The sequence below is a fragment of the Streptomyces sp. NPDC091292 genome (assembly GCF_044757265.1).
Taxonomy (GTDB): Bacteria; Actinomycetota; Actinomycetes; order Streptomycetales; family Streptomycetaceae; genus Streptomyces.
The window spans coordinates 31,140-54,623 of sequence record NZ_JBIVUQ010000021.1 but is presented as its reverse complement, the minus strand read 5'-3'; the positions used below and the strand labels follow the sequence as shown (position 1 = coordinate 54,623).

General features: G+C 71.8%; 17 protein-coding genes and 3 pseudogenes. 5 read left to right on the top strand and 15 right to left on the bottom strand.

All coding sequences use genetic code 11. The features are described from left to right. Nucleotides 1-12: 12 nt before the first annotated feature. From ACIQNU_RS36145 to ACIQNU_RS36130, 4 genes are all read right to left on the bottom strand, one after another. Nucleotides 13-912 (bottom strand): S1 family peptidase, encoded by a 900-nt coding sequence (locus ACIQNU_RS36145; protein ID WP_401374589.1) that lies wholly within the window; start codon nucleotides 910-912, stop codon nucleotides 13-15. Between the two features lie 475 nt (nucleotides 913-1,387). After that, the gene (locus ACIQNU_RS36140) at nucleotides 1,388-2,476 is read right to left on the bottom strand and encodes an LLM class flavin-dependent oxidoreductase (RefSeq protein ID WP_401374587.1); all 1,089 of its coding nucleotides are present in this window, start codon (nucleotides 2,474-2,476) and stop codon (nucleotides 1,388-1,390) included. 73 nt (nucleotides 2,477-2,549) lie between these two features. Beyond that, entirely contained in the window at nucleotides 2,550-4,325 is a 1,776-nt protein-coding gene (locus ACIQNU_RS36135; RefSeq protein WP_401374585.1) for an FAD/NAD(P)-binding protein, read from the bottom strand. A 506-nt stretch (nucleotides 4,326-4,831) separates the two neighbouring features. Continuing rightward, on the bottom strand, nucleotides 4,832-6,013 hold the full coding sequence (locus tag ACIQNU_RS36130; RefSeq protein ID WP_401374583.1) for a DUF5685 family protein: 1,182 nt from the start codon (nucleotides 6,011-6,013) through the stop codon (nucleotides 4,832-4,834). A gap of 290 nt (nucleotides 6,014-6,303) precedes the next feature. Between ACIQNU_RS36130 and ACIQNU_RS36125 the strand changes: the two genes are divergently transcribed. Next, the gene (locus tag ACIQNU_RS36125) at nucleotides 6,304-6,747 is read left to right on the top strand and encodes a cell division protein SepF (RefSeq protein ID WP_401374581.1); all 444 of its coding nucleotides are present in this window, start codon (nucleotides 6,304-6,306) and stop codon (nucleotides 6,745-6,747) included. A 498-nt stretch (nucleotides 6,748-7,245) separates the two neighbouring features. On the opposite strand, the gene ACIQNU_RS36120 is transcribed toward ACIQNU_RS36125, so the two are convergent. Then, on the bottom strand, nucleotides 7,246-8,949 hold the full coding sequence (locus ACIQNU_RS36120) for an MFS transporter (protein ID WP_401374579.1): 1,704 nt from the start codon (nucleotides 8,947-8,949) through the stop codon (nucleotides 7,246-7,248). A 541-nt stretch (nucleotides 8,950-9,490) separates the two neighbouring features. Here ACIQNU_RS36120 and ACIQNU_RS36115 point away from each other — a divergent pair. After that, complete coding sequence (locus tag ACIQNU_RS36115) at nucleotides 9,491-10,507, top strand: phosphatase PAP2 family protein (RefSeq protein WP_401374576.1); 1,017 nt, start codon at nucleotides 9,491-9,493, stop codon at nucleotides 10,505-10,507. Between the two features lie 124 nt (nucleotides 10,508-10,631). Here the strand turns inward: ACIQNU_RS36115 and ACIQNU_RS36110 are convergent, their stop codons facing one another. Continuing rightward, entirely contained in the window at nucleotides 10,632-10,847 is a 216-nt protein-coding gene (locus tag ACIQNU_RS36110; protein WP_401374574.1) for an I78 family peptidase inhibitor, read from the bottom strand. Between the two features lie 458 nt (nucleotides 10,848-11,305). Here ACIQNU_RS36110 and ACIQNU_RS36105 point away from each other — a divergent pair. Further along, nucleotides 11,306-12,880: pseudogene (locus tag ACIQNU_RS36105) on the top strand (cbb3-type cytochrome c oxidase subunit I); the annotation flags it as partial. Between the two features lie 46 nt (nucleotides 12,881-12,926). Here ACIQNU_RS36105 and ACIQNU_RS36100 read toward each other — a convergent pair. From ACIQNU_RS36100 to ACIQNU_RS36090, 3 genes and pseudogenes are all read right to left on the bottom strand, one after another. Then, nucleotides 12,927-13,976 (bottom strand): annotated as a pseudogene (locus ACIQNU_RS36100) (helix-turn-helix transcriptional regulator). A 90-nt stretch (nucleotides 13,977-14,066) separates the two neighbouring features. Further along, entirely contained in the window at nucleotides 14,067-14,975 is a 909-nt protein-coding gene (locus ACIQNU_RS36095) for a hypothetical protein (protein WP_401374572.1), read from the bottom strand. Continuing rightward, nucleotides 14,972-16,246 (bottom strand): glycosyltransferase family 4 protein, encoded by a 1,275-nt coding sequence (locus tag ACIQNU_RS36090; RefSeq protein ID WP_401374570.1) that lies wholly within the window; start codon nucleotides 16,244-16,246, stop codon nucleotides 14,972-14,974. The genes ACIQNU_RS36095 and ACIQNU_RS36090 overlap by 4 nt, the downstream gene beginning before the upstream one ends. A gap of 435 nt (nucleotides 16,247-16,681) precedes the next feature. Here ACIQNU_RS36090 and ACIQNU_RS36085 point away from each other — a divergent pair, with 435 nt between their 5' ends. Continuing rightward, a complete protein-coding gene (locus ACIQNU_RS36085; RefSeq protein ID WP_401374568.1) occupies nucleotides 16,682-17,467 on the top strand; it encodes a hypothetical protein in 786 nt (261 codons plus the stop codon). A 143-nt stretch (nucleotides 17,468-17,610) separates the two neighbouring features. Beyond that, complete coding sequence (locus ACIQNU_RS36080) at nucleotides 17,611-18,042, top strand: hypothetical protein (RefSeq protein WP_401374566.1); 432 nt, start codon at nucleotides 17,611-17,613, stop codon at nucleotides 18,040-18,042. Nucleotides 18,043-18,094: 52 nt separating this feature from the next. Here ACIQNU_RS36080 and der read toward each other — a convergent pair whose 3' ends face one another. The 6 genes and pseudogenes from der to ACIQNU_RS36050 all read right to left on the bottom strand — a co-directional run. Beyond that, nucleotides 18,095-19,570, bottom strand: coding sequence for a ribosome biogenesis GTPase Der (der, locus tag ACIQNU_RS36075; RefSeq protein ID WP_401374564.1), 1,476 nt, complete (start codon nucleotides 19,568-19,570; stop codon nucleotides 18,095-18,097). Between the two features lie 95 nt (nucleotides 19,571-19,665). After that, nucleotides 19,666-20,337: a lysophospholipid acyltransferase family protein gene (locus ACIQNU_RS36070; protein ID WP_401374561.1), complete on the bottom strand. Its 672-nt coding sequence runs from the start codon at nucleotides 20,335-20,337 to the stop codon at nucleotides 19,666-19,668. Next, nucleotides 20,334-21,026 carry a (d)CMP kinase gene (gene cmk, locus ACIQNU_RS36065; RefSeq protein WP_401374558.1) on the bottom strand — a complete coding sequence of 231 codons (693 nt, stop codon included), beginning with the start codon at nucleotides 21,024-21,026 and terminating at the stop codon, nucleotides 20,334-20,336. Before cmk ends, ACIQNU_RS36070 begins: the two co-directional genes overlap by 4 nt. A 246-nt stretch (nucleotides 21,027-21,272) precedes the next feature. After that, nucleotides 21,273-22,358: a prephenate dehydrogenase gene (locus ACIQNU_RS36060; RefSeq protein WP_401374556.1), complete on the bottom strand. Its 1,086-nt coding sequence runs from the start codon at nucleotides 22,356-22,358 to the stop codon at nucleotides 21,273-21,275. Further along, nucleotides 22,355-22,717: a chorismate mutase gene (gene aroH, locus ACIQNU_RS36055; RefSeq protein ID WP_401374554.1), complete on the bottom strand. Its 363-nt coding sequence runs from the start codon at nucleotides 22,715-22,717 to the stop codon at nucleotides 22,355-22,357. The genes ACIQNU_RS36060 and aroH overlap by 4 nt, the downstream gene beginning before the upstream one ends. A 187-nt stretch (nucleotides 22,718-22,904) precedes the next feature. Next, nucleotides 22,905-23,354, bottom strand: a pseudogene (locus ACIQNU_RS36050) (YidB family protein); the annotation flags it as partial. Nucleotides 23,355-23,484: the final 130 nt, after the last annotated feature.

Below are 23,484 nucleotides of genomic sequence, written 5' to 3'. Positions count from 1 at the left end.
TGATACGGAAGGTCAGCCGATGGTCAGGCCGTAGGCGTTCAGCGCCTCGGTGACCGGCTGGAAGAAGGTCGTGCCGCCGGAGGTGCAGTTGCCGCTGCCGCCGGAGGTCAGACCGTACGCCGTGGTGCCGGCGTAGAGCGAACCGCCGGAGTCACCGGGCTCGGCGCAGACCGTGGTCTGGATCATGCCGTAGACGATGTCACCGTTGCCGTAGTTGACGGTGGCGTTGAGGGCGGTGACCCGGCCGCTGTGGGTGCCGGTGGTGGAACCGCGGCGGTAGACCGTGGTGCCCACGGACGGCGTGGCCGCGCTCGTGATCGTCTGGCTGCCCACCGTGCTCGGGTGGCTCACCGAGGTGTTGGTGTAGCGGACCAGGCCGTAGTCGTTGGTGGGGAAGCTGGATCCGGCCGTGGTGCCGAGGGTGGTGGTGTGCGCCGAGTTCGACCACCAGGTGCCCGCGCCGTCGGTGCAGTGACCGGCCGTCACGAAGTAGTAGGTGCTGCCGCTGTGGGCGTTGAAGCCGAGCGAACAACGCCAGCTACTCGCGTAGATCGCGTCACCACCGGAGATCAGCGGTTTGAACGCGCCCTTGACGCGCTTCACCGTGATGGCGTCGGCGCTGTTGCCCGCCGCCTTCTTGATCTTGTTGATCTCCGCCTGCGAGACAGTGCTGTCCGCGGTGACGACGACCCGGTTCGTGGCGGGGTCGACGGTCCAGGCGGTGCCCGCGACATCCGAGTCGAGCACCGAGGTGCTCGCCTTGGCGAGCGTCGCGGCGTCGTAGGTGCGCGCGGTCTCCGCGTTGGCCGAGGGTACGGCGAACGCGGCGGCGGCGACGAGTCCGGTGGTGACGGCGATCAGCCGATTCCGTCTCGACATGCCGGTGCGGGGGGTCATGCGCTTGATCCTCACTGCTCGTTCCCTCCCATGGGGAAGTCGGGGGCCCGCGTGGGGTCGGGGCCCGTGAGGCGCAGTCAGAGACTGGTGTTCCGGATTCCGGTACGCCGTGTCCCTGACAAGCGCTGCTCGGGAGTATTCGGGCACGCGGGTGCCGGGCACAAGGGCGCCTTTCGGCCGTCTACGCGTGTACACCGAGCAGCCCCGGGGCCTTTCCAGCGCTTTTGCGTGGACCACCGGGGCTTGCCTCACCACTCACGGCATAAGACGTACAGACGTTCCAACAGGTTCCGGATCAAGGACGTTTGAGGTTCCGTTTACCCGTGTGTCCAGCACGGCCCGCCCCCGACCAGGGCGCACACGGAGGCCGTACGGCACCGCCCGCGCACCCGCCCGCGACGGACCCGGCCACCGGCTCCCGACATCCCCGGCCCCCGCTTGGCCGGAATTCGACCGTCCGGAACATGTGACGGGAGGGGCGGGCGACGGGTCAGCCCTGCTCCCCTGTCGGGGCGTAACGCCGTGCGGGCCGCGCGAGATCCAGGTGCTCCCGGAGCGTGGCGCCCGGATAGAACGAGCGGAACAGGGCCCGGTGCTGGAGCAGCGGCACGGTGCCGTTGACGAGCCGTTCCAGGTCGCGGCGCGGCTCGACGGGGGTGAGGTGGAAGCCGTCGGCCGCGCCGGTGTCGTGCCAGGCGGCGATCAGTTCGGCGAGGTCGACGGGGCCGCCCCGGTAGAGGGGTCCGCGCGGGCTCGGCCTCGGTCCTCCGCCGCCGTGGCCCGGCTCGGCCGCGTACTCGCCGCCGCCGAGGTCGACCGCGAGGGCGGCGAAGACCCGGAGCGTGTCGGGGTCCCGCCCGTACGCTCCGGCCGCCGCGCGCAGTTCGGCCCGTACGGCGGCGGCACGGTCCGGTCCGGGTGCGGCGACCAGCGCCACGTCCGCGTACCGGGCGGCGGTGTCCCTGGCGTGCGGATCGGTCGCGTCGACCACCGTGACGGGACGGCCCTGCGGAGGCCGGGCCGCGACCGAAGGCCGTCGCACGGAGAAGCCGCCCTCGAACATGCCCTCCTCGAACACGCCACCCTCGAAGTCGACAAGGCGCGATATGTCAGGGTCGATCAAACGACCAGTCGCCGTATCGCGACCGTCCCGGCCGTCCCCACCGCCCCCGTCCCACCACCGGACACAGGCACCGGCGACCGCACCGGCGTCCCGCCACAGCTGTTCGGGCGGCCGGGCGTCACCCGCCTCGGTCGACACGTCGATACGCCAACCCGCGCGGCCCCGGCTCACCTGGTCGAGACCGGCGACGGCGGCCTGGACTCGGAACGGATCGCTGCGGTTGATGACGGTCACGGCCGGTACGAGTCCGATCCGCGTGGTCTCCTGCGCGGCCCGGGACAGCACGGCGAGCGCGTCGAACCCCGGCCGCCCGGAGGAGCCGCCGAGGGTCACGAAGTCCAGCGCCCCGCGCTCGGCAAGCCGCGCCAAATCGACATGGGGACCTGCGTCGTGCACCCCGCCGAGGTCCACCCCGGCGGCGATGTGCACCAGCCCCCGGGGCCGGAGTACGTCCATGTCGACAAACCTCTCTGTCGGGAAGGCGGGTGTCCTCCGGTCACCTCGACAGGGGGCCGGTGCGTGCCGTCGGTCAGGCGGCGGCGCGACAGGACACGTCGCGCAGAAAGGCGAGCACCGCGCGCGCGGTGGCGTCGTTCTGCCGGAAGGCGGGCCCGTTGGTACGGGGCCGGGTGAAGGCGCCCGAGCCGCGCGCGTCGGTGTGCGGACCGAGGGCGAACCGACGCGGGTGCGGCGCCCCCGCGCGGTCCAGGACACGGCCGTCCCCGGGGTCGACGGCGAGCAGCCCCTCGGGGGTCGCGGCGGCCCCTTCCGCGTACAGCTCCCGCAGCAGCGAATCGTCGGTGTGCTCGACCGTGGGCAGCGGCAGCCTGGCCTCCACGAGCGCGCGGGCGTCGACGCGGGCGCCGGGCACGGACGGCCCGGTGGCGCGGAAGATCCCGTCCTCGGCGGTGACGGTCGCATCGGCACCGAGGAACCGGACGACGCCCGCCCGGGAGAGGGCGAGGAGCTGGCGCAGCCGGGGTCCTGGCGGCCCGGAGGCGAGGTAGCTGAAGAAGCCGTGCCACCAGGGGCCGATGTCGCCGAGCCGCACGAGCTGCCCGTACACGGAGAGCAGTCCGAGGAAGACGGCCAGGTCAGGGCTGTGCGCCGGGTCGTGACGGCGTGTCAGGTCATGGGTGATGTGGGCGCGCAGCCCGTCCTGGAGCGCGTCGCGGCTCGCGAACCGGACGCCGTCGAGCGGCCGGTCGAGCGCGGCGAGGTCGAGCCGGTCGGCGGGGTCGGGAACGGCGGACGCGACCAGCGCGCGGAGTGCGGAGCCGAGCGGCGGGGCGGCGGCGTACCTCTCCTCGAACTCGCTCCAGGTGGCCGTGGTGCGTTCGGGGTGGGCGGCGAAGAGGCGGTGGTAGTGCGCGAAGCCCAGCTCTTTGTCGACGAGTGGCCATATGTCCTCGCGGAAGTCGACTCCACCGCCTCGGGCGAGCAGCGCGTCGACCTCGGCGGGCCCGAAGAACCGGGGCAGCGGCGGCCGTTCACCGTCCAGGGCGTAGCCGATCTTGGAGCGGTAGGGAACCCCGCGCCGCGAACCGACGTGCAGCACGGGCTCCCGCCCCGACGGACGGTACGTCAGCGCGCCGCCGGGCCCCTGCTCGTAGCGTCCGCCGCGGCCCTCGGTGAGCAGGACCATCAGGTCGACGAAGGCGAGGCCGAAGCCGCGGACGAGGACGGGTTCCCCGGGGGCGAGCGGGGACAGGTCGGCGTCGGCGGTGAAGCCGGGCGGCAGATGGACGAGCCCGTGCCGGGTGGCGTACGCGGTCAGCCGGCGCTGTTCCGCGTCGGGTTCGGCGTCGAGATGGCCGAGGGCGAGGACGACGAGGTCGGCGACGAGCGGGGCGGTGCGGCCTTCGAGCCAGACCCGCTGACGGCCCGCGCGGGGTCCGGTGACCCGGGTGGCGCGCCGCGCGTGGTGGTGGACGGTGGTGCCGGACGGCAGCGCGGCGACCGCACGCTCGTACACCCAGCGCAGATAGGAGCCGCCGAGCCGCCGGTCGGGGAAGGTGTGCCCGTCGAGGCCCGCCCATTCGTGGAGGGTCGGTCCGGGCTGGACGGGCCCGTCGAGCAGCACGGTGTCGTCGGTGAACATGGTGACGTCCTCGGCCATGGAGTTCATCCACAGCAGCGGTGACTGGTCCTGCCGCCAGATCCGGCCGCCGCCGGGCGGGTGCGGGTCGACGAGGTGGATGTCGAGGCCCGGACCGGCGTACAGCGCGGGCGCGTTGGCGGCGATCCGCTCCAGGAGTCCGGTCCCCCGCGGCCCGCCTCCCACGATCACCAGGACGGGCTTCATCGGGCGCACCCCGGGCACGGGGCGGCGCCGGCGCGGGGTGTCCGGGGTGTCCGAGGTGTCAGTGGGTGTCGTGCGAAAAGTGGCTGCAAGGGCATGCGAAGGCTCCGTGGGCACGGGAATTCGGCACGGTCTTGCCTTCACACGGGAGATACGGATCCGAGCCCCTCAGCAGCGGTCCGTACCCCCGAGACTAAGGGCGCCGTCGCGCCCGTTGTCAAGGGTGTCCATACTGTGGGCGGTCCGTCTCACGGCAGTTGACGCGACACCGGATGCCTGTTCCACTTGCCCCATGCATCCGCAGCAGTGGCTGGTCACGCGCTCCCACATCGACTTCGGTCGAGTGTGGTCGGCGTCCTGTTGAGCTGACCCCCTGCACTGCCCGAGCCCGTCGTGACCGTGACGGGGTTCGCCGTGCATTCCCGGGCGCCGCACACCGTCGGGCGCCGTTCTTCCCCCGCGCCTTCACACGCGCCCCCGCTTTCCCCTCCCCTCAGTTTGACGATGGCTCAGCAACTGCACCCGCAGTCGCAACCGTCACACCCATCACACCCGTCGCAGCACGAACAGCAGTCGCAGCACCCGTCGCACCCACTGCAGTCGCACTGCCCGCACAACCCTTCCCTGCGCTCCCGGCTCCACGGATCCTCGAACGTGCCGCAGCACATCTGGCACGTACAGGCGAGGCCCGCCCACACCAGGCAGCCCGCGAGCAGTCCGCGGCGGTCGCGGCGCGGCGGTTCGGGCGGGAGGGGTGGCGGTCCCGCGGGCCCACCGGGCGCGTACGGTCCGCCGGGCGCCGGGCCGTACGCCTCGGGCGCCCGGTGCGCGCACGCGCTCGTACCGAACGCACGGTCCACCGAGGTACGCAGTTCGTGGGCGAGCAGGACATGGGCGAGGCGGCCGTCGGTGAACTCGGCGTCGCGCAGCGCTAGGCGTATCCCGTGCAGCGCGTCGTCGGCGAGGCGGCGGGCCTCGGCGCGGTCGGTGCCGGTGGCGGTGAGCGGGTTCCAGGCGCCGGACGCGGCGTCGGCCGCCTGGTCCTCGACGGCGTCCAGGAGATGGGCGAGCCGCCCGAAGAGACGGCCGGCCTCGGCGAGCGGGGCGCGGTTCTCCGGTCGGCCGGCCAGCACGGCGGTGTGCGCGAAGGCCGCGGCGGTGGCCGTCTCGGTGGGCTCGGTGACCGTCAACAGGGGTGTGCCGGGCCCCGCGAGGGCCTCGATGTCCGACTGCCGGTCGACGGCGTGGACGAGCACGGCGGTGTCGAACCCGACGGCGGCGCCGGTCCGATGGCCCGCTTTGTCCCACGTCGCGGCCACCCGGCGCGCCGCGACCGCGACCGGGCGGCGCGCCAACAGCCCGTCCCCGTCCAGCATGTGGTCACGCATCTTCGCCGACGCCAGGACGAGCGAAACGGCCGCCGCGAGCCGCGCTCCCTCACCCTGCGCGACGGACGCGCCGCGCATTCCGCGCAGCGGACAGGGCCCGGCGGTGCGTCGTCCGGTGCCGTCCCGGTCCGCCTGAGCCTCCGTCAGAACCGAGACGAGCAGCCCGTCGTAGTTCGTGACGAGCCGCGCGAACTGGCCGTGGTCGCCGCGCAGCGCGAGACACAGGCCGCACAGGTGGGCGAGCCATTCCGCGCCCAACCGTTCGCCGAGACGGTGCCGGCAGGGCCTGACGATTCCGAACATGACCACGTCCCCCGTGCGTCGAAAGCCGTTGTGCGGGGCATGCTGACCACCCCGTCGTTCACCCGGACGCCCCGGCCGTCACCCGAACGCCGCCGCAAATCATATTTCACTCTCAGTCAGCAGCGGTGCCCGGTACGACCCTTGGGAGACAAGGAGCCTCAACACTTTTGCTCTGCACCAGTACCGTCACGAAAACCCCGCGCGGCGGCTATCCCCTTGGCGCGTCATCAGCATCATGGACGACGATAGGCACGCGGAACCAGCAAAGACCGCTGTGAGAGGAGGCGTCCATGGGATCGGTGCGCAAGGCGAGTGCCTGGCTTGGCCTCGTCGACGACAACAACGATGACGAGCGTTACTACGACGGTTACGAAGACGACGCTGCCGAGAGCCCCGGCGACGCCTGGGTGACCGACCCGCGCGTGAAGGTGGCGACGGAGTCGGCCGAGGAGACCGGCCGGCGGATCGGCACGGTCACGCCGGACAGCTTCCGGGACGCCCGCGGTATCGGTGAACTCTTCCGGGACGGTGTGCCCGTCATCGTCAACCTCACGGCCATGGAGGCCGCCGACGCCAAGCGCGTCGTCGACTTCGCGGCCGGTCTGACCTTCGGTCTGCGCGGCTCCATCGAGCGCGTGGCCACCCGCGTCTTCCTGCTGACCCCCGCCCACACGGAGATCGTCAGCGGTGAGGCCGCGAGCCGCCCCACCGACGGCTTCTTCAACCAGAGCTGAGCAAGGCCGCTCACCGGCGACCCACAAGGCGTCAACCCGGTGAGCGCCTTGCCCGGCCCCAGCGGCGCAGGCAACCGCCAACAGCGTCAACCCCGACGCAAGCCGCTCGAACCCTTACTCCCCCGCCTCATCAACCCGCCGCAACGGCCCTAAGCCACCGCAGCGCAGCCCGGCGGCACCAAGCCACGCCACACAAACCCCCACCCCCCGCCTCCTCAACCCGCCGCAACGGCCCTCAGCCACCGCAGCGCAACCCGGCGGCACCAGCCCACCCCGCACGAACCCCCACTCCCCCGCCACTTCAACCCGCCGCAACGACGCTCAGCCACCACGGCGCAACCCGGCGGCACCAAGCCACCCGCACCGCACAATCCCCCACTTCTTCAATCCCGCCGCAACGGCGCTCAGCCACCGCGGCGCAGCCCGGCGGTGCCAAGCAACCCCGCACCACCCCGGCCCGGCGGTCCCCAACCGCCCCCACCCTCACCCAAAAACCGGTCAGGCAGGCCGCGAGGCCACCGCAGAGGCACGCCCCTCCGCCGCCCCCCGCGGCAGCGGAACATCGGCGCCCTTGACGCCGGCTCCGGCGCCGGTACCCCGGGTCACGTCGGCCGCGTCGGCCATCATCACCCGTGGCAACCGCAGCGCGGCAACCGCCCCGAGCAACAGCAACCCGGCACTGACGAGCAGCGTCACATGCAGCCCGTGCACGAACGAGGTCCGTGCCGCGTGCCGGAGCGCGTCCCCGGTCGGCCCGCCGATCCGGTCGGAGACCTCGTACGCCTCACCGAGCGAGTGCCCGGCCGCGGCCCGCGCGCCCGGCGCGACCCCGGGCACGGACGAGACGCCGGGCGCGTACGCGGCGTTCATCACGCTGCCGAGCAGGGCGATCCCGATACCGGCGCCGAGTTGGTACGAGGTCTCGCCGATCGCGGCGGCGCCGCCCGCCTGGTCCTGCGGGGCCTCGCTGAGCATCGACTCGTACGCGCCGAACAGCGTGGTCTCCAGGCCGAAGCCGAGGAGCAGGAAGCCCGCGAGGAGCAGACCGGTGTTGTCGCCGGCGCCCATGGGCGTGAGCATCAGGACGGCGATCGCGGTGAGGACGAAGCCGAGGGAGACCATGGTGCGCGGGCCGAAGCGCTGGAGCATCCGGGCGCCGAGGAGCCCGGCGGCCATCGCGGCGATGGTCAGCGGGAGCAGCCGCAGCCCGGTCTCCAGGGGCGTGAGGCCGAGGACGAGTTGCAGGTACTGCGCGGCGATCAGTTCAAGGCCGACGAGCGCGAGCATCGCGAGGACGATGCAGCCGACGGACGTGCTGAACGCGGGCCGGGCGAACATCTTCAGATCGACGAGCGGACGGGCGCGTCCGCGCTGCCGCCGGACGAAGGCGACCAGCAGCGCCGCGCCACCGATCAGCGGCAGCAGGGTCAGCGGACCGAGCACGGTTTCGCCGCCGCCGAGCCGTTTGACGCCGAGGACCAGACCGAACAGCCCGGCGGCGGCCATCAGCGCGCCGACGACGTCCCACGGCCCGTCGCGGTCCCCCGTCGACTCGGGCAGCAGCAGCCGTCCGACAGGGAGGCTGACCAGCATCAGCGGGATGTTGACGAGGAAGACGGAGCCCCACCAGAAGTGCTCCAGGAGGAATCCGCCGAGCAGCGGTCCGGCGGCGGCGCCGACCGCGGCGACGGCGCTCCACAGGCCGATCGCGAGAGCGCGCTCGCGCCGGTCGGGGAAGACCTGGCGCAGGATCGACAGCGTCGCGGGCATGATCATCGCGCCGCCGACGCCGAGCAGGGCGCGGGCCGCGATCAGGACCTGGGCGTTGTCGGCGAGTGCGGCCACGGCGGAGGCGATGCCGAAGAGGGCGTAGCCCATGAGCAGGACGCGGCGGCGCCCGACGCGGTCACCGAGCGTGCCGAAGAGGATCAGCAGCGAGGCGCAGACGAGCGGGTAGATGTCGACGATCCAGAGGAGTTCCATCCCGCTGGGCCGCAGGTCCTCCGTGACGGCGGGGACGGCGACGTGCAGCACGGTCGCGTCGACGGCGACGAGGAGCAGGCTGACGCAGAGGACGACGAGGACGAGCCAGCGGTTGGGTTCGGCGCCGGTGCCGAAGGGGCCGGGGCCGCGCTTGCGGAGGAGTCCGGTGAGGGAGGCGCTCGGATGGCGGCGCGATGCGGCCGTGGGCGTCCCTGACATGCGGTACCTCCCGGCTGGTCGCTCGCACACGGCGGGCCTGCGGGAGGGGCTTCCCGCGGCTTCGGCGCGGAAGTGGGGACGTCTTCCGGGCCCGGCAGCGTTAGGCGAGTGAGCGGCCAGCGTACGCGACGCCTCGGGCGTGGTGGGTGGCGGACCTCTCCTGGGGTGTTCCGTCCGGTGTGGCGTGCGCCACGCCCGTGGGCCCAGCGTCACAAGGCCCTGCCGCTACGTAGTCCCGGGGCCCGGTCCCGTCGCATGAACAGGGCGTGATGCGGGCGTGATCGGAGCGTGATCAACTTCTGTCCGCCACAAGATCATTGATGAGCGCCCGGGAAATTGCGTACCAGCTTCTGGTGAACAGAATTCGACCGTGACATAAAGCAGTCATCGGAAACGATCAGCCGAATTAATCGCCGCACGTCATTGGATTACTGAATCCGGGGTATTACCACCCCCCTTGAGAGCAATGCCACATCACATCGTCATCACAAAGCGACAGATTCGGCCTGGCCCGCAGCTCACTCGCTGTAACGTCGATTCCGTGCGTACCGAACCAAACCTCACCCGTCTGGACCGGGTCTTCGCCCGGCTGGACCGTGAGCCGGAACGACCGGCCCACCTCGATGTCCCGAGGATGAGCCGGCACAGAGTCGTCCTCCTGGGCGCGACTCTGGCCTTCTATCTGACGATTGTCGTCGCGGTGTGGTCCACGTCCTGGCTGGTCCGCTTCGACTGGCAGGTCATGTTCTTCCGGCCTTATCAGCAGTGGCCGGAGATTCACGCGTTCCTCGACTACTACGTGGTTCTGGGTCAGCGTGGCCCGACCGCCGTGATGATCGCGGCCTGGCTGGGCTGGCGGTCCTGGCGGCAGCACACGCTCCGCCCGCTGCTGACGCTCGGTACGTCACTGCTCCTGCTCAACATCACCGTCGGCGCCGCCAAGCTCGGCATGGGCCGTCTCGGACCGCACTACGCGACCGTGATCGGCTCGAACGAGATGTGGCAGGGCGGCGATATATTTCCTTCGGGCCATACCGCCAACGCCGTCGTGACCTGGGGAATCCTCGCCTATCTCGCCTCGACCCCGCGAGCCCGCCGCTATCTGTCGGCCCTCTCGGCCGTGGTCGCGCTCGGCGTCGGCCTCACCACCGTCTACCTCGGCACCCACTGGCTGAGCGACGTCCTGCTCGGTTGGGCGGCGGGCCTGCTGATCCTGCTGGCCCTGCCCTGGTTCGAGCCGCTGATCGCCAGGGTCGAGGACCGTCTCTTCGATCTGCGGGACGCCTGGCGCGGGCGGCGCACGCGTACGGCGCCCGTCGGCGGGGTGCCCGGGGCGGTGTTCCCCCGCCATACGCCCGCCGACCAGCCCGCGGACGCGGAGCCACCGGTGCGCGAGCCCGCCGCCGTGCGCTCGGCGCGGACGGCCGCGCATCCCGCGTATCTGGCGCCGGGACCGCACGCCACGCGCGCGGAACGGACACCTGTCACCCCGGTCGGCAGCCGCCGGCCCCCGCACCCGGACCGCGTCCAGCGCGGCACGGCGTCGGCCCGCCCCTGACCGGCGGACCCGCAACGACGGCGAGGCCGCCCGGTACGCACAGCCACGGCCCCGCGGACGAAGGCCCCGGCTCCCCTGAGGGAACCGGGGCCTCGGTCGTGTCACCGACCCGGCAGGCGCGGACTCAGCCCTTCCAGGACCGGCGTACGGTGCCGTCCGCGACCTCGAAGTTCAGCCGGCCCGCGCGGTACTCCATGGTGATGATCGCGCCCGGAGGCAGCGATCTGACCGTGGTCCAGCCGCGTTCACGGGCCTGTCGCTCGGCGGCGTCGGCGCTGAGACCCACATAGGTCTCGGGGTTGTCGTGGGGCTCTGGGGCCGGGGTGGAAAAAGGTGCCATGAACGCCACGTTAGGCGCCCCGGACCACTCACGGAAGGCGGAAGGAAGCCGGATGGAAGGCGGCTTACGGGTCTCTTCCGCCCTTCCGCCCGCCTTCCGCCTGCCTTCCTTCGGGTCGTAAGCGGGCCGTAAGGAAGCCGGAACGGAGCGCCGCTCGGCACTGAGGCGGTCACACTTGTGTCACAGGATCACTACGCCCGTTTCGCCGAACTCCCTCACACGTTCGAGCGGTTCCGCAGTTCTTTCGCTCTTCCCGGTTCGCACCGCAGAAGAAATTCCGAACATGCGCGGAAGGCGTCGGAAGCACGGTGAATTCACGGGCCGGGCGAGAGTGCCGACACGCCCGGCGGACAACAATTCGCGGGCCGCCGGAAAGGCTGACGGCACATAGGAAATTCACGCTTCCCCCACATCATGCGCAAAGGCGCCCCCGGCGGGCCGCCCCGCGCCCGAGCATCATGGCGAGTGCTCATGACAGGCCCGGAACGCAAGCGGCGAAGGGGCGCGCGATGGGGACGGAGACGGCTCGGGCGCGAGTGGAGCCGGTGCGCGGGAGACGGCTCGGGCGGCTCGTCGTGGGCTGGCTCACGACGACCGATCACAAGACGATCGGCCATCTCTATCTGATCACCTCGTTCGGCTTCTTCCTGGTCGCCGGGCTCCTCGCCCTGGTGATGCGCGCCGAACTCGCGCGCCCCGGGCTCCAACTGGTCAGCGCCGAGCAGTTCAACCAGGCGTTCACGCTGCACGGCACGATCATGCTGCTGCTCTTCGCGACGCCGACGTTCGCCGGGTTCGCCAACGAGATCATGCCGCTCCAGATCGGCGCCCCCGATGTGGCGTTCCCCCGGCTGAACATGCTCGCGTACTGGATGTTCCTGTTCGGCGGCCTGATCGTGCTGGCCTCGCTGGCGCTGCCGGACGGCCCGGCCGACTTCGGCTGGTTCGCGTACGCCCCGCTCAACGGCCCGGAGCACTCGCCCGGCATCGGCGCCGACATGTGGATCATGGGGCTCGCGCTCTCCGGGTTCGGCACGATCCTCGGCTCGGTGAACTTCCTGACCACGATCATCGCGATGCGCGCACCCGGGATGACGATGTTCCGGCTGCCGATCTTCACCTGGAACGTGCTGTTCACGTCGATCCTCGTCCTGATCGCGTTCCCGGTGCTCGCCGCGTCCCTGCTGGTCCTGGAGGCCGACCGGCGCTTCGGCTCGGTGGTGTTCGACGCGGCCAACGGCGGCGCGCTGCTGTGGCAGCACCTGTTCTGGTTCTTCGGGCATCCCGAGGTCTACATCATCGCGCTGCCGTTCTTCGGGATCATCACGGAGATCATCCCGGTGTTCAGCAGGAAGCCGATCTTCGGCTATCTGACGCTGGTCGGCGCGACGATGACCATCACGGGCCTGTCGGTGGTCGTGTGGGCGCACCACATGTTCGCGACGGGCGCGGTGCTGCTGCCGTTCTTCTCGCTCCTGTCGTTCCTCATCGCGGTGCCCACGGGCGTGAAGTTCTTCAACTGGACCGGCACCATGATCAAGGGCTCGCTGTCCTTCGAGACGCCGATGCTGTGGGCGGTGGGCTTCCTGGTGTCGTTCCTGTTCGGCGGCCTGACCGGGGTGATCCTGGCGTCCCCGCCGATGGACTTCCACGTCACCGACTCGTACTTCGTCGTCGCGCACTTCCACTACGTCGTGTTCGGCACGGTCGTCTTCGCGACCTTCGCCGGATTCTCCTTCTGGTGGCCCAAGTTCACCGGCAGGATGCTGGACGAACGGCTCGGCAAGATCCACTTCTGGACGCTCTTCACCGGCTTCCACACGACGTTCCTCGTCCAGCACTGGCTCGGCGCGGAGGGCATGCCCCGGCGGTACGCGGACTATCTCGCCGCCGACGGCTTCACGGCGCTCAACACGGTGTCGACCATCGGGGCGTTCCTGCTCGGCCTGTCGACGCTGCCGTTCCTCTACAACGTCTGGAAAACCGCGCGCTACGGCGAGAAGGTCCAGGTCGACGACCCGTGGGGGTTCGGGCGTTCGCTGGAGTGGGCGACGGCCTGCCCGCCGCCCCGGCACAACTTCACCACGCTGCCCCCGATCCGCTCGGAGTCCCCGGCGTTCGACCTGCGCCATCCGGAGCACGCTACGGGGGTCAGGACCCGTCCCCGGGCCGCTCCAGCGCCCGGGACAGCAGATCCCGGGTCCGTCTGACGACATCGGTCAGCCCGTCCGGCTCCAGCACCTCGAACGCGAAGCCCAGCAGCACCACATGGATCACCATCACATCGAGGGTCGCGGCCCCGGTGCGCAGCAGACAGCTCCCGGGCCCCTCGGCCTCCAGGACGCCGGCCGACGGCGAGACGCGCTCGGCGGCCTCCTCGTACGGCACCAGGAGCCGCACCACGGCCTGCGTCGCGTACACCCGCGTCGAGACCCCTCGGGAGACATAGGCGGCGAGGTCGTCGGCGGGCGGGGTGCGGGGGGCGAAGCGGGGGCCGTGCGGCGGTGCGGGGGTGATGCGGTCGACGCGGAAGGTACGCCAGTCCGCACGGTCCACGTCCCAGGCGACCAGGTACCAGCGGTGTTCGGTGCAGACCAGGCGGTGCGGTTCGACGGTGCGCCGGGACGAGGAGCCCTCGTGGTCGCGGTACGCGAAACGCAGCAGCTCGGAGTCCCGGCAGGCGCCCGCGAGTTCGGTGAGCACGGAGGGGTCGACCGGGGAGCCGCCGGCATCGCGCAGCATCGGCACGGTGACCGAGGTCAGGGTGGTGACCCGGTGGCGCAGCCGGTGCGGCAGGACCTGCTCCAGCTTGGCGAGGGCGCGTACGGAGCTCTCGTCGATGCCGTCGATGCCCTGGCCCGCGGCCGTCCGCAGCCCCACGGCGACCGCGACGGCCTCGTCGTCGTCGAGGAGCAGCGGCGGCAGCCGGGCCCCCACGCCGAGCTGGTAGCCGCCGCCCGTGCCGGGGCTGGCGTTGACCGGGTAGCCGAGGTCGCGCAGCCGGTCCACGTCACGGCGGACCGTGCGCGCCGTGACGCCGAGCCGGTCGGCCAGCTCGGCGCCGGACCATTCGCGGTGCGCCTGGAGCAGCGAGAGCAGGCGCAGCAACCGTGCCGATGTCTCCACCATGGAGCCGAGTCTGCCAGCGGTCGCGGACAGGTACGGTCCGCGATCCGCGAAACCCTGAATCCGTGAATCCGTGAATCCGTGAATCCGTGCTCAGGAGGGCAGGGCCACCCGTACCGACAGGTCGTTGTCGAGGGTGTAGTACGGCCCGGCGTCGGCCGTCCCGTGCTCCGTCTCCATCCGGGTCGCCGGATAGGTGAAGATCGGCTGTTTGTCCGCCACGTCGTCCAGGAGCCGGGCCAGCCGCACCCGGGGGCCGGTGTCGCCGGTGGGCCGCAGCCACAGGTCCCACACACCGGGACCGCCACCGGCCTCCACGAGGTCCGCGTACGCCACGGTGAACACGAACCCGCTCTCCCGTACGGTCACCTCGGCGCGCACGGCGGGCGCCGTCCCCCGCCGCCCGCTCAGCTCGGCGTACGCGCCGTCGGTGAGCCCGGTGCCGTAGACCCGGCCGTGCACCGTCAGCTCCGTACCGTCGATGAGGAGTTCCCCGGCCTCCGCGTGCGGCGCGCGCCACCAACTGCGGACCGTGAGGTTGCCGTGCTGGGTGGCGTACGGGATGCGGACCGCGACATGGCCCCGGGCGCCGCTCGGCACCCGGTCGACCAGGGACCGCAGATCGTTGAGGCCGGGTGCGAGGCGCTGGGGCTTCTCGCCCGCCAGTTGCGCGTACACGTCCCAGCGGCCCTCGGCCAGCTCGACGCTGCTGGGCAGCGCGGCCCGCAGGCTGCCGTCGGCGGCTGGGCTGAGGGGCAGCCGCAGCTCGTCGTCACCGTCGCCCTTGCCGTCACCGCTGCTGTCGCTGTCGCCGGGCTGCGATTCGGTGGGTCTGCGGCGCAGCACCAGATGGGCCGCGCCGGACGCGCCGTGGTCGGTGACGTCGAAGGTCAGGCCGCCCGCGGAGTCGGCGGTGCAGTCGGCGCGGGGTGTGGTGTCCGTGACGTCTCCGGTGGGTTCGGCGGGCTGGTCGGCCGGGTCTGCGCGGATCAGGGTCGTCATGCGGGGCGTCCCTTCCTCAGGGCGGTACGGCCGGCGTCCCGTACGGCGTAGGCGCCGCCGAGCAGTGCGCCGCGCGTGCGGTGCAGGGAGCCGCGCATCCGGCCCCCGAACGTGGTGGTGCCGCCACGACGGGCGGTGAGGTCGGCGAACAGCGTCTCGTGGCGCTCGGCGATCCGGGCCGGGTCGAAGCGCTCCGAGTCCTTGAGCGCCGCCGCCGCCATCCGCTGCCGCAGTTCGTCGTCGTTGATCAGTTCGAGGAGTCCGCCCGCGATGGCGCCGACGTCGCCGACCTTGACCAGGCGGCCGTCGACACCGTTGTCGATGATCTCGCGGGGGCCGTGCGGACAGTTCGTGGAGACCACGGGCAGGCCGCAGCGCATCGCCTCGACGATGGTCATGCCGAACGACTCCAGGCTGGAGGTCACGGCGCCGATGGAGCCCTTGGCCCACTCCGGTTCGATGGGGTGGGCGGGGCCCATCAGGAAGACGTGGTTGTAGAGGCCGAGCCGGTCGACAAGGGCGCGCAGCTTGTCCTTCTGCTTGCCGCCGCCGTAGATCCGCAGCCGCCAGTCGGGCCGTTCGGCGCGGACCTGGTCGAACGCCTTGATCAGCAGGTCGTACCGCTTCACGGGGGCGAGCCGCCCGGCCGCCACGACCCACTTCCCGGACCCGTCGGCGGGCTCGACGCGCGGCGCGGGCACCGGATTGGGCACACCCCCGATCCGCACCCCGGGCAGCCGCATCTTCGTGCGGTACGCCTGCGCGTCGGCCTCGGTGGTGGTGGTGACGGCGTCCAGGCGCGGGTAGGCGCCGCGCAGCACCCGCCGCAGGGCGTCGGAGTGGCTGTCGAGCGTGAGGTGTTCCTGCCCCACGCGTACGGGGCCGCGCCTGGTCTGGCGGGCGAGCTGGACGTTCAGACCGGGCCGGGTGCCGACGACGACGTCCGCGTCGACACTCGCCAGATGCGCGGCGATCCGCTCGTCGGTCAGCGCGCTGTACTGCCGGTAGCGGCCCTCCGCGTGCGGGAAGGCCGACGCGGGGGCCTGCATCCGGGGGTCGTCGCCCTCGTAACCCGGCGTGTCCTGGCGCAGGTCGACCAGGTGGCGCAGCCGGACGCCCCGGGCCGGCTCGAACACCGGGGTGTCGCGGTGGCGGAACACGGAGACGATCTCGACGTCGTGCTGCTCGGCGAGCGTGCCCGCGAGGTTGTACGTCGTCCGGATGGTCCCCCCGATTCCATAAGCGTTGTGGATCAAGAAAGAGATGTGCATGCGGCCCCGTATTCCGACGTAATCCCCGTATTTCCCATGGTCTGTGAGGACAGTCCGTCTCGTCCGGTCCTCATACCGTTAGACCAGTCGGCCCGGCGATCGGTTGGACGGCATCATCATCTTGTGCCGCAACGGTTGCCCGATCGAAAGCGGTCGCCGGGCAACCTTTTCCCCGCCCTGACCATCAGGGCAGGCAGGGCGGTGCGGCGAGCGAATTCGACCTATGCCCACCGCAGTTGACGCCTTGTGACCACAACCGCCCATCGGTTCACCCGCCGGGTCGGACGGTTCGATTCCGTTCGCTTCCGGGCGTGACTCCGTCCACGGATCGCCGTTGTGCTCTGCATGAGCCGGAGACCCGGCCCAAGCGCCGGGATCCACCCGGCACGAGCCGGGAGACACCCGGCGCCGCACGCATCGACCGAGGAGCCCACCGTGCCGCGCATGCTCGACGTCAGCGAGGCCGTCCGCGCCGAGATCGGCGACGCAGAAGCCGACCGGCTGCTCGCCGGAGAGAACGCCCCGGGAAGTTACGACTGCACGTCCTGCCGCACCCCGGGCGACTCGGAGCAGGAACGCACCAGCACCGTCCTGTTCATCGGCGACGAGACCGCCGTCCTCGCCTTCGCCCACGCCGGCTGCCTGCCCTCGCAGGTCGTCCAGGTCAGTGAGGAGCAACTCCAGGGAGCCGTCCGCTCCATCACCGGGGACGGCGGCGAGCAGTCCGCCGCTCCGGGCGCCCCCGAGCAGGCCGTGCTCGGCATCACCAGCGGTCTCGTCCTCATCGAGGGCGAGCTGCACCCCGCGCTCGTCGTGGAGCCCACCGGTCCGATCGCACGCCCCGGCACCGACGGGGAAAGCGACGAGTTCCTGCCCCTCCTGATCGAGCAGGGCTTCCTGCCGGTCCCCGGGGTCACCTGGGTGCCGCCCGTCCTGCACGGCTGGTCGGTCCTGCTCGCCATGGGCCAGCTCCACGCCGTGCTCCAGCCGGGCACCGGCGGCTCCGGTCAGCCGGTCGCCTGGTGGCAGGCGCACCAGCCGCTCCAGGTCACCGAGGGCTGGCGGGCCGCCGCGAACAAGCTCCAGCAGGTCCTGGTCTTCGCGGCCCCGGTCGGCTCGATCGGCCGCCAGCCCCGCGAGGACCTGCTGCGCGACGCCCTCGACAAGGCTGCGGCGAACGGCAGGCTCGTCGCCTGCGCGATGCCCCTCGCGGGCACCTGACCCCCGACGGGATACCGGGCGGCCACCGCGACCTGCTGATTCGCACGCGGTGGCCGCATCCGCCGGGCCCCCGGGTCGTTGGCACATACGTGCACACTTACGAACCGACCCTCCGCCCGACGTACCAGCGCGCCATCCCGTCCATGCGCCCCGCGCAGGACGTGCCGGGCAGCGCCGGGGCCACGCCGATCTACGACGCGCTGTGCGCCGAGTACCGCAGGCTGTTCCGGACCCTGCCGGGCGACCGTACCGGCGAGGAGGACCTGGGGTTCACGTCGTTCAGTACGGGCCCCTACGGCAGCCGCCCGGAGATCCGGCACGGCCTCCCGCCGCTCGGCGCCGGGTCGTACGGATCCCTCCAGTACGGCGCCACGCACCACGGCATCGCCTTCCACGACCCCCGGCTCGGCCAGCCGGCCACCCCGACCCCGGCGCCCCGGGACGGCGGCTCCGCTCAGCACAACGGGCGGCAGCACTCCGGGACCGCCGGAAACACGGCAACCACGGCAAACACCGCGAACACCGGCAACTGGGTCCCGGCGGCGCTGCCGCCCGCGCCACGCCGCGAGTCCTGACCCACCCGCGGCTACCCCTTGGCCCTCTCGGCCCTCTTGTCGTCGGCGGAGGCTACTTCTTCCGGCCGCGCTTCTCCCGCACCCGTACCGAGATGTGGATCGGCGTGCCCTCGAAGCCGAACTCCTCCCGCAGCCGGCGCTCCACATAGCGCCGGTAGCCGTGCTCGATGAAGCCGGACGCGAAGAGCACGAACCGGGGCGGCCTGGTGCCCGCCTGGGTGCCGAACAGGATGCGGGGCTGCTTGCCGCCGCGGATCGGGTGCGGGTGCGAGGCGACCAGCTCGCCGAGGAACGCGTTCAGACGGCCCGTGGGAACCCGGGTCTCCCAGCCCTCCAGGGCCGTCTCGATCGCGGGGACCAGCTTCTCCATGTGCCGCCCGGTGCGCGCCGACACATTGACCCTCGGCGCCCACGCGACCTGCGCCAGCTCGGTCTCGATCTCCCGCTCCAGGTAGTAGCGGCGCTCCTCGTCGAGGGTGTCCCACTTGTTGTACGCGAGGACGATCGCGCGGCCCGCCTCGACGGCCATCGTGACGATGCGCTGGTCCTGGATGCTGATGGGCTCGGACGCGTCGACGAGGATGACGGCGACCTCGGCCTTCTCGACGGCGGCAGCGGTCCGCAGCGAGGCGTAGTAGTCGGCGCCCTGCTGGAGGTGGACGCGCTTGCGGATACCGGCGGTGTCCACGAACTTCCAGGTGATGCCGCCGAGTTCGATGATCTCGTCCACCGGGTCGCGGGTGGTGCCCGCGAGTTCGTTGACGACGACCCGATCCTCGTTCGCCACCTTGTTCAGCAGGGACGACTTGCCGACATTCGGGCGGCCGATGAGGGCGATCCGGCGGGGGCCGCCGACGGCGGTGCCGAAGGTCTGCGCGGGCGCCTCGGGCAGCGCCTCCAGGACGGCGTCGAGCATGTCGCCGGTGCCACGGCCGTGCAGCGAGGACACCGGGTGCGGCTCGCCGATGCCGAGGGACCACAGGGCCGTCGCGTCGGCCTCGCCGCTGGGGCCGTCGACCTTGTTGGCGCAGAGCACCACGGGCTTGTTGGCCTTGCGCAGCAGCCGGACGACGGCCTCGTCGGTGTCGGTGACGCCGACGGTGGCGTCCACGACGAAGACGACCGCGTCGGCGGCCTCGATCGCGAACTCGGCCTGCGCGGCGACGGACGCGTCGATGCCGAGGACGTCCTGCTCCCAGCCGCCGGTGTCGACCACCTTGAAGCGGCGGCCCGCCCATTCGGCCTCGTAGGTGACGCGGTCGCGGGTGACGCCCGGCTTGTCCTCGACGACGGCCTCGCGGCGGCCGATGATCCGGTTCACCAGGGTCGACTTGCCGACATTCGGGCGGCCGACGACGGCGAGGACCGGCAGCGGGCCGTGTCCGGCCTCGTCGAGCGCGCCCTCCACGTCCTCCAGGTCGAAGCCCTCTTCGCCGGCCAGCTCCATGAACTCCGCGAACTCGGCGTCGCCGAGCGCCCCGTGTTCGGGCTCGTGCCCGGCGCCGTCGGAGTGGTTCTGGTCGTTCATGAAGTCCGTACCTCGTTCATCGTGGTGATCGGTGGATCGGCGGTTGCCGCCCAATCCACTACTTGGGTGCCTGCTTCGGTGCCTGCTTCGGTGCCCTACTTGAGTGTCGCGCGGCGCCCGGTGAGGCGCCTGGCGTGCTCCAGGTGCGTGGTCAGGTGCTCCTGGATGCGGACGGTCGCCTGGTCCAGGGCCGTGCGGGTGCGTCGTCCGCTGCCGTCGCCCGCCTGGAAGGGGTCGCCGAAGACGACGTCGACCCGGCCGCGCAGCGGAGGCAGCCCCCGTATCAACCGGCCACGGCGCTCGGTGCTTCCCAGCACGGCGACGGGCACGATCGGGGCGCCGGAGCGGACCGCGAAGTACGCGAGCCCGGCGCGCAGCGACGCGAAGTCGCCCTCGCCCCGGGTGCCCTCGGGAAAGATCCCGAGGACGCCACCGTGCTCCAGGACACCGAGGGCGCGGGTGATGGCCGTACGGTCGGCGGTCGAGCGGTCGACCTTGAGCTGGCCGATGCCGAGCAGGAACGGGTCGAGCGGCCCGATGAACGCTTCCTTCTTGATCAGGAAGTGCACCGGCCGGGGCGCCGTGCCCATCAGCATGGGGCCGTCGATGAAGTGCGAGTGGTTGACGGCCAGGATCACCGGGCCGGTCGCGGGGACCCGCCAGGCGCCCAGTACGCGGGGCTTCCACAGCCCGTACATGAGGCCGACCCCGATACGGCGGCCGACCTCGGCGCCCCGGACCGAGGGCACGTCGGTCGGTGTGGTCACTGTCCGGCCCGCTTCTCCCCGACCAGGGTGACGACGCACTCGATGACCTGCTGGAGCGTGAGGTCGGTGGTGTCGACCTCGACGGCGTCGTCCGCCTTGGCGAGGGGCGAGGTCTTGCGGCTGGAGTCGGCCGCGTCCCGCTTGACCAGGGCCTCACGGGTGGCGTGTACGTCGGAGCCCTTCAGCTCTCCGCTGCGGCGCGCGGCGCGGGCCTCGGGGGACGCGGTGAGGAACACCTTCAGATCGGCGTCGGGCAGCACGGTCGTCCCGATGTCCCGCCCTTCGACGACGATCCCGCCGACCGCCTCACGGGCCAGCGCCCGCTGCAACTCCGTGATCCGCGCCCGCACCTCCGGCACCGCGCTGACGGCGCTGACCTTGGCGGTGACCTCGGCGGTCCGGATGGGCCCCGCGACATCCGTACCGTCGACGGTGATCGTCGGACCGGCCGGGTCCGTACCGGAGACGATGTCGGGCTTGCCGGCCGCCGCGGCGATCGCGGACGCGTCGTCGGTGTCGATGCCGTTGTGCACCATCCACCAGGTGATCGCCCGGTACTGCGCCCCGGTGTCCAGATAGCTCAGCCCGAGCTGCACGGCGACGGCCTTGGACGTGCTCGACTTGCCGGTGCCGGAGGGCCCGTCAATGGCGACGATCACGGCCGGAGCGGTCCGGTCGGCGATTTCCACGGCGAAGGACACCTTCCTGAGACGAAACGGGAACGGCAATAAGGTTACTGTCTCCGGAAGGTCACCCGGACAGCGCAGCCCGGTGCCCTCTTTCAAGCACAGCAGGCAACAATCCAGCCCGGCCGGCGCTTGAGGCCAAGCCGGCGCAGCCGCTGACGGTGCCGGATCCGACGCCCACCCGCAAGGATCCAGCCCGGCCGGCGTTTGAGGCCGAGGCGGCGCAGCCGCCGATGCACCGGCACCCCCCTACTGCCGAATCCCCCACCCCCGCTCACGCAGCGCAGCTACAAGCACGGGCGCAGCCGAAGGAACCACCGACAACTGCACCAGCCCGGCCGTCTGCCCCGCCGCATGCTCGATCCGCACGTCCTCGATGTTGACCCCGGCCAGCCCGGCATCGGCGAAGATCCGCGCCAACTGCCCCGGCTGGTCGTCGATGAGGACGACGACACTCTCGTACACGGTGGGCGCCGCCCCGTGCTTGCCGGGCACCCGCACCTGCCCGGCGTTCCCGCGCCGCAGCACACCCTCTATGCCGGAGGCACCCTCGCGCCGCTTGGCGTCGTCGGACGACTGGAGGGCGCGCAGCGCCTGGACGGTCTCGTCGAGGTCGGCGGCGACGGAGGAGAGCAGGTCGGCGACGGGCCCGGGGTTGGCCGAGAGGATGTCGATCCACATCCGCGGATCGGACCCGGCGATCCGGGTCACGTCACGGATGCCCTGCCCGCACAGGCGTACGGCGGCCTCCTCGGCGTGCTCCAGGCGGGCGGCGACCATGCTGGACACCAGGTGCGGCATGTGCGAGACGAGGGCGACGGCCCGGTCGTGGGCGTCGGCGTCCATGACGACGGGGACGGCACGGCAGAGGGCGACGAGTTCCAGGGCGAGGTTGAGGACGTCCGTGGTGGTGTCCCGGGTCGGTGTCAGCACCCAGGGCCGCCCCTCGAAGAGGTCGGCGGTGCCGGCGAGCGGGCCGGACTTCTCCAGGCCCGCCATGGGGTGGGTGCCGATGTACTCGGTGAGGTCGAGCCCGAGGCTCTCCAGTTCGCGGCGGGGTCCGCCCTTGACGCTGGCGACGTCGAGGTACCCGCGGGCGGCCCGGCGCCCCATCGCGTCGGCGAGGGCCGTGGCGACGTGGGCGGGCGGTACGGCGACGATCGCGAGGTCGACGGGGCCGGGAGGCTCCTCGTCGGTGCCGGCGCCGAGCGCGGCGGCGGTACGGGCCTGCTGCGGGTCGTGGTCGGCGAGGTACACGGTGACTCCGCGGGCCACGAGGGCGAGGGCGGCGGAGGTGCCGATGAGGCCGGTGCCGACGACGAGTGCGGTTCTCACTGGGCGATGTCCTTGCGGAGTGCCGCCGCGGCGCCGAGGTAGACGTGCGTGATCCCGGAGCGGGGCAGGTCGGACTCGATGTGGGCGAGGACGCGGACGACACGGGGCATGGCGCCCTCGATGTCGAGTTCCTGGGCGCAGATCAGGGGGACGTCGACGATGCCGAGGTTGCGGGCGGCGGCGGCCGGGAAGCCGCTGTGCAGGTCGGGCGTTGCGGTGAACCAGATACTGATCAGATCGTCGGCGGTGAGGGCGTTGCGCTCCAGGACCGCCGTGAGCAGCAGGCCGACCTGCTGATCCATGTGGTCGGCGGCGTCCCGTTCCAGTTGGACGGCGCCCCGGACCGCTCGTACCGCCACGGTGCTGCTCCTCGCTCGCTCACGTAAGCCCTCACAACGCTTCACAGGCCCTTCAAGGCCCTACAAGACCCTTCAGGCCCGTACAAGCCTTACGCGCCGATCGTAGTCAGGCCCGGACGGCGGGGTGCGCGGCGCCCGTCTGCCGAGACGGGACGCCGCGCAGGGGACGGTCGGGACGGTCCGGCCGTCAGAGCTGCTGCTGCCGCTTGATGATGTCCTCAAGGGAGCCGCTGGGGACCTGGCCCTCGGGGGTGAGCTTGTCGACGGCCTGCGGCAGGTTCTGGGCGATCTGGTCGGCGGCGCGGTCGGGGCTGACGCCGGCCTGGTCGGCGACCTTCTGCAGGGTCTCGTCCGGGAGGGCGTCCTTGACCTGGGCGCCGGTCACCGGCTGGTTGTCGCCGTGGCCGACCCAGGACTTGGCCTGCGAGCCGAGGCCCGACTTGTTGAGCATCTCCATCAGCCCGCTGAGCGGGTTGCTCCCGCCCGAGGCTCCGGAGGCGCCGCCCGATCCGCCCTTGGTGATGTTCTGGAGCAGCGAGCCGAGGATGTTGCTTCCGCCGGAGGAGCCGCTCTGGCCGCCTCCACCGAGGAATTTACCGAGCAGGCTGCCGAGATCGTTACCCGCCATGGTGATGCCTTTCGAGAGATCCGGGGGGGTCCGGGGGTGGGGGCCGGGCCCTGTGGGGCGCGTCGGCCTCGGACCCTGCCAATGTGACCCCGATCACCGAGCCCCGCCACTTGGCGTGAGGGCGCTCACGCACGGTCAT

What these genes read in the sequence shown, in the direction of transcription:
- ACIQNU_RS36095 (WP_401374572.1), bottom strand. Translation starts at nt 14,975, where the DNA reads ATGACGACCCTGATCCGCGCAGACCCGGCCGACCAGCCCGCCGAACCC.
- ACIQNU_RS36080 (WP_401374566.1), top strand. Translation starts at nt 17,611, where the DNA reads ATGCGCCCCGCGCAGGACGTGCCGGGCAGCGCCGGGGCCACGCCGATC.
- ACIQNU_RS36125 (WP_401374581.1), top strand. Translation starts at nt 6,304, where the DNA reads ATGGGATCGGTGCGCAAGGCGAGTGCCTGGCTTGGCCTCGTCGACGAC.
- ACIQNU_RS36110 (WP_401374574.1), bottom strand. Translation starts at nt 10,847, where the DNA reads ATGGCACCTTTTTCCACCCCGGCCCCAGAGCCCCACGACAACCCCGAG.
- ACIQNU_RS36135 (WP_401374585.1), bottom strand. Translation starts at nt 4,325, where the DNA reads ATGAAGCCCGTCCTGGTGATCGTGGGAGGCGGGCCGCGGGGGACCGGA.
- der (WP_401374564.1), bottom strand. Translation starts at nt 19,570, where the DNA reads ATGAACGACCAGAACCACTCCGACGGCGCCGGGCACGAGCCCGAACAC.
- ACIQNU_RS36120 (WP_401374579.1), bottom strand. Translation starts at nt 8,949, where the DNA reads ATGTCAGGGACGCCCACGGCCGCATCGCGCCGCCATCCGAGCGCCTCC.
- ACIQNU_RS36090 (WP_401374570.1), bottom strand. Translation starts at nt 16,246, where the DNA reads ATGCACATCTCTTTCTTGATCCACAACGCTTATGGAATCGGGGGGACC.
- ACIQNU_RS36140 (WP_401374587.1), bottom strand. Translation starts at nt 2,476, where the DNA reads ATGGACGTACTCCGGCCCCGGGGGCTGGTGCACATCGCCGCCGGGGTG.
- ACIQNU_RS36130 (WP_401374583.1), bottom strand. Translation starts at nt 6,013, where the DNA reads ATGTTCGGAATCGTCAGGCCCTGCCGGCACCGTCTCGGCGAACGGTTG.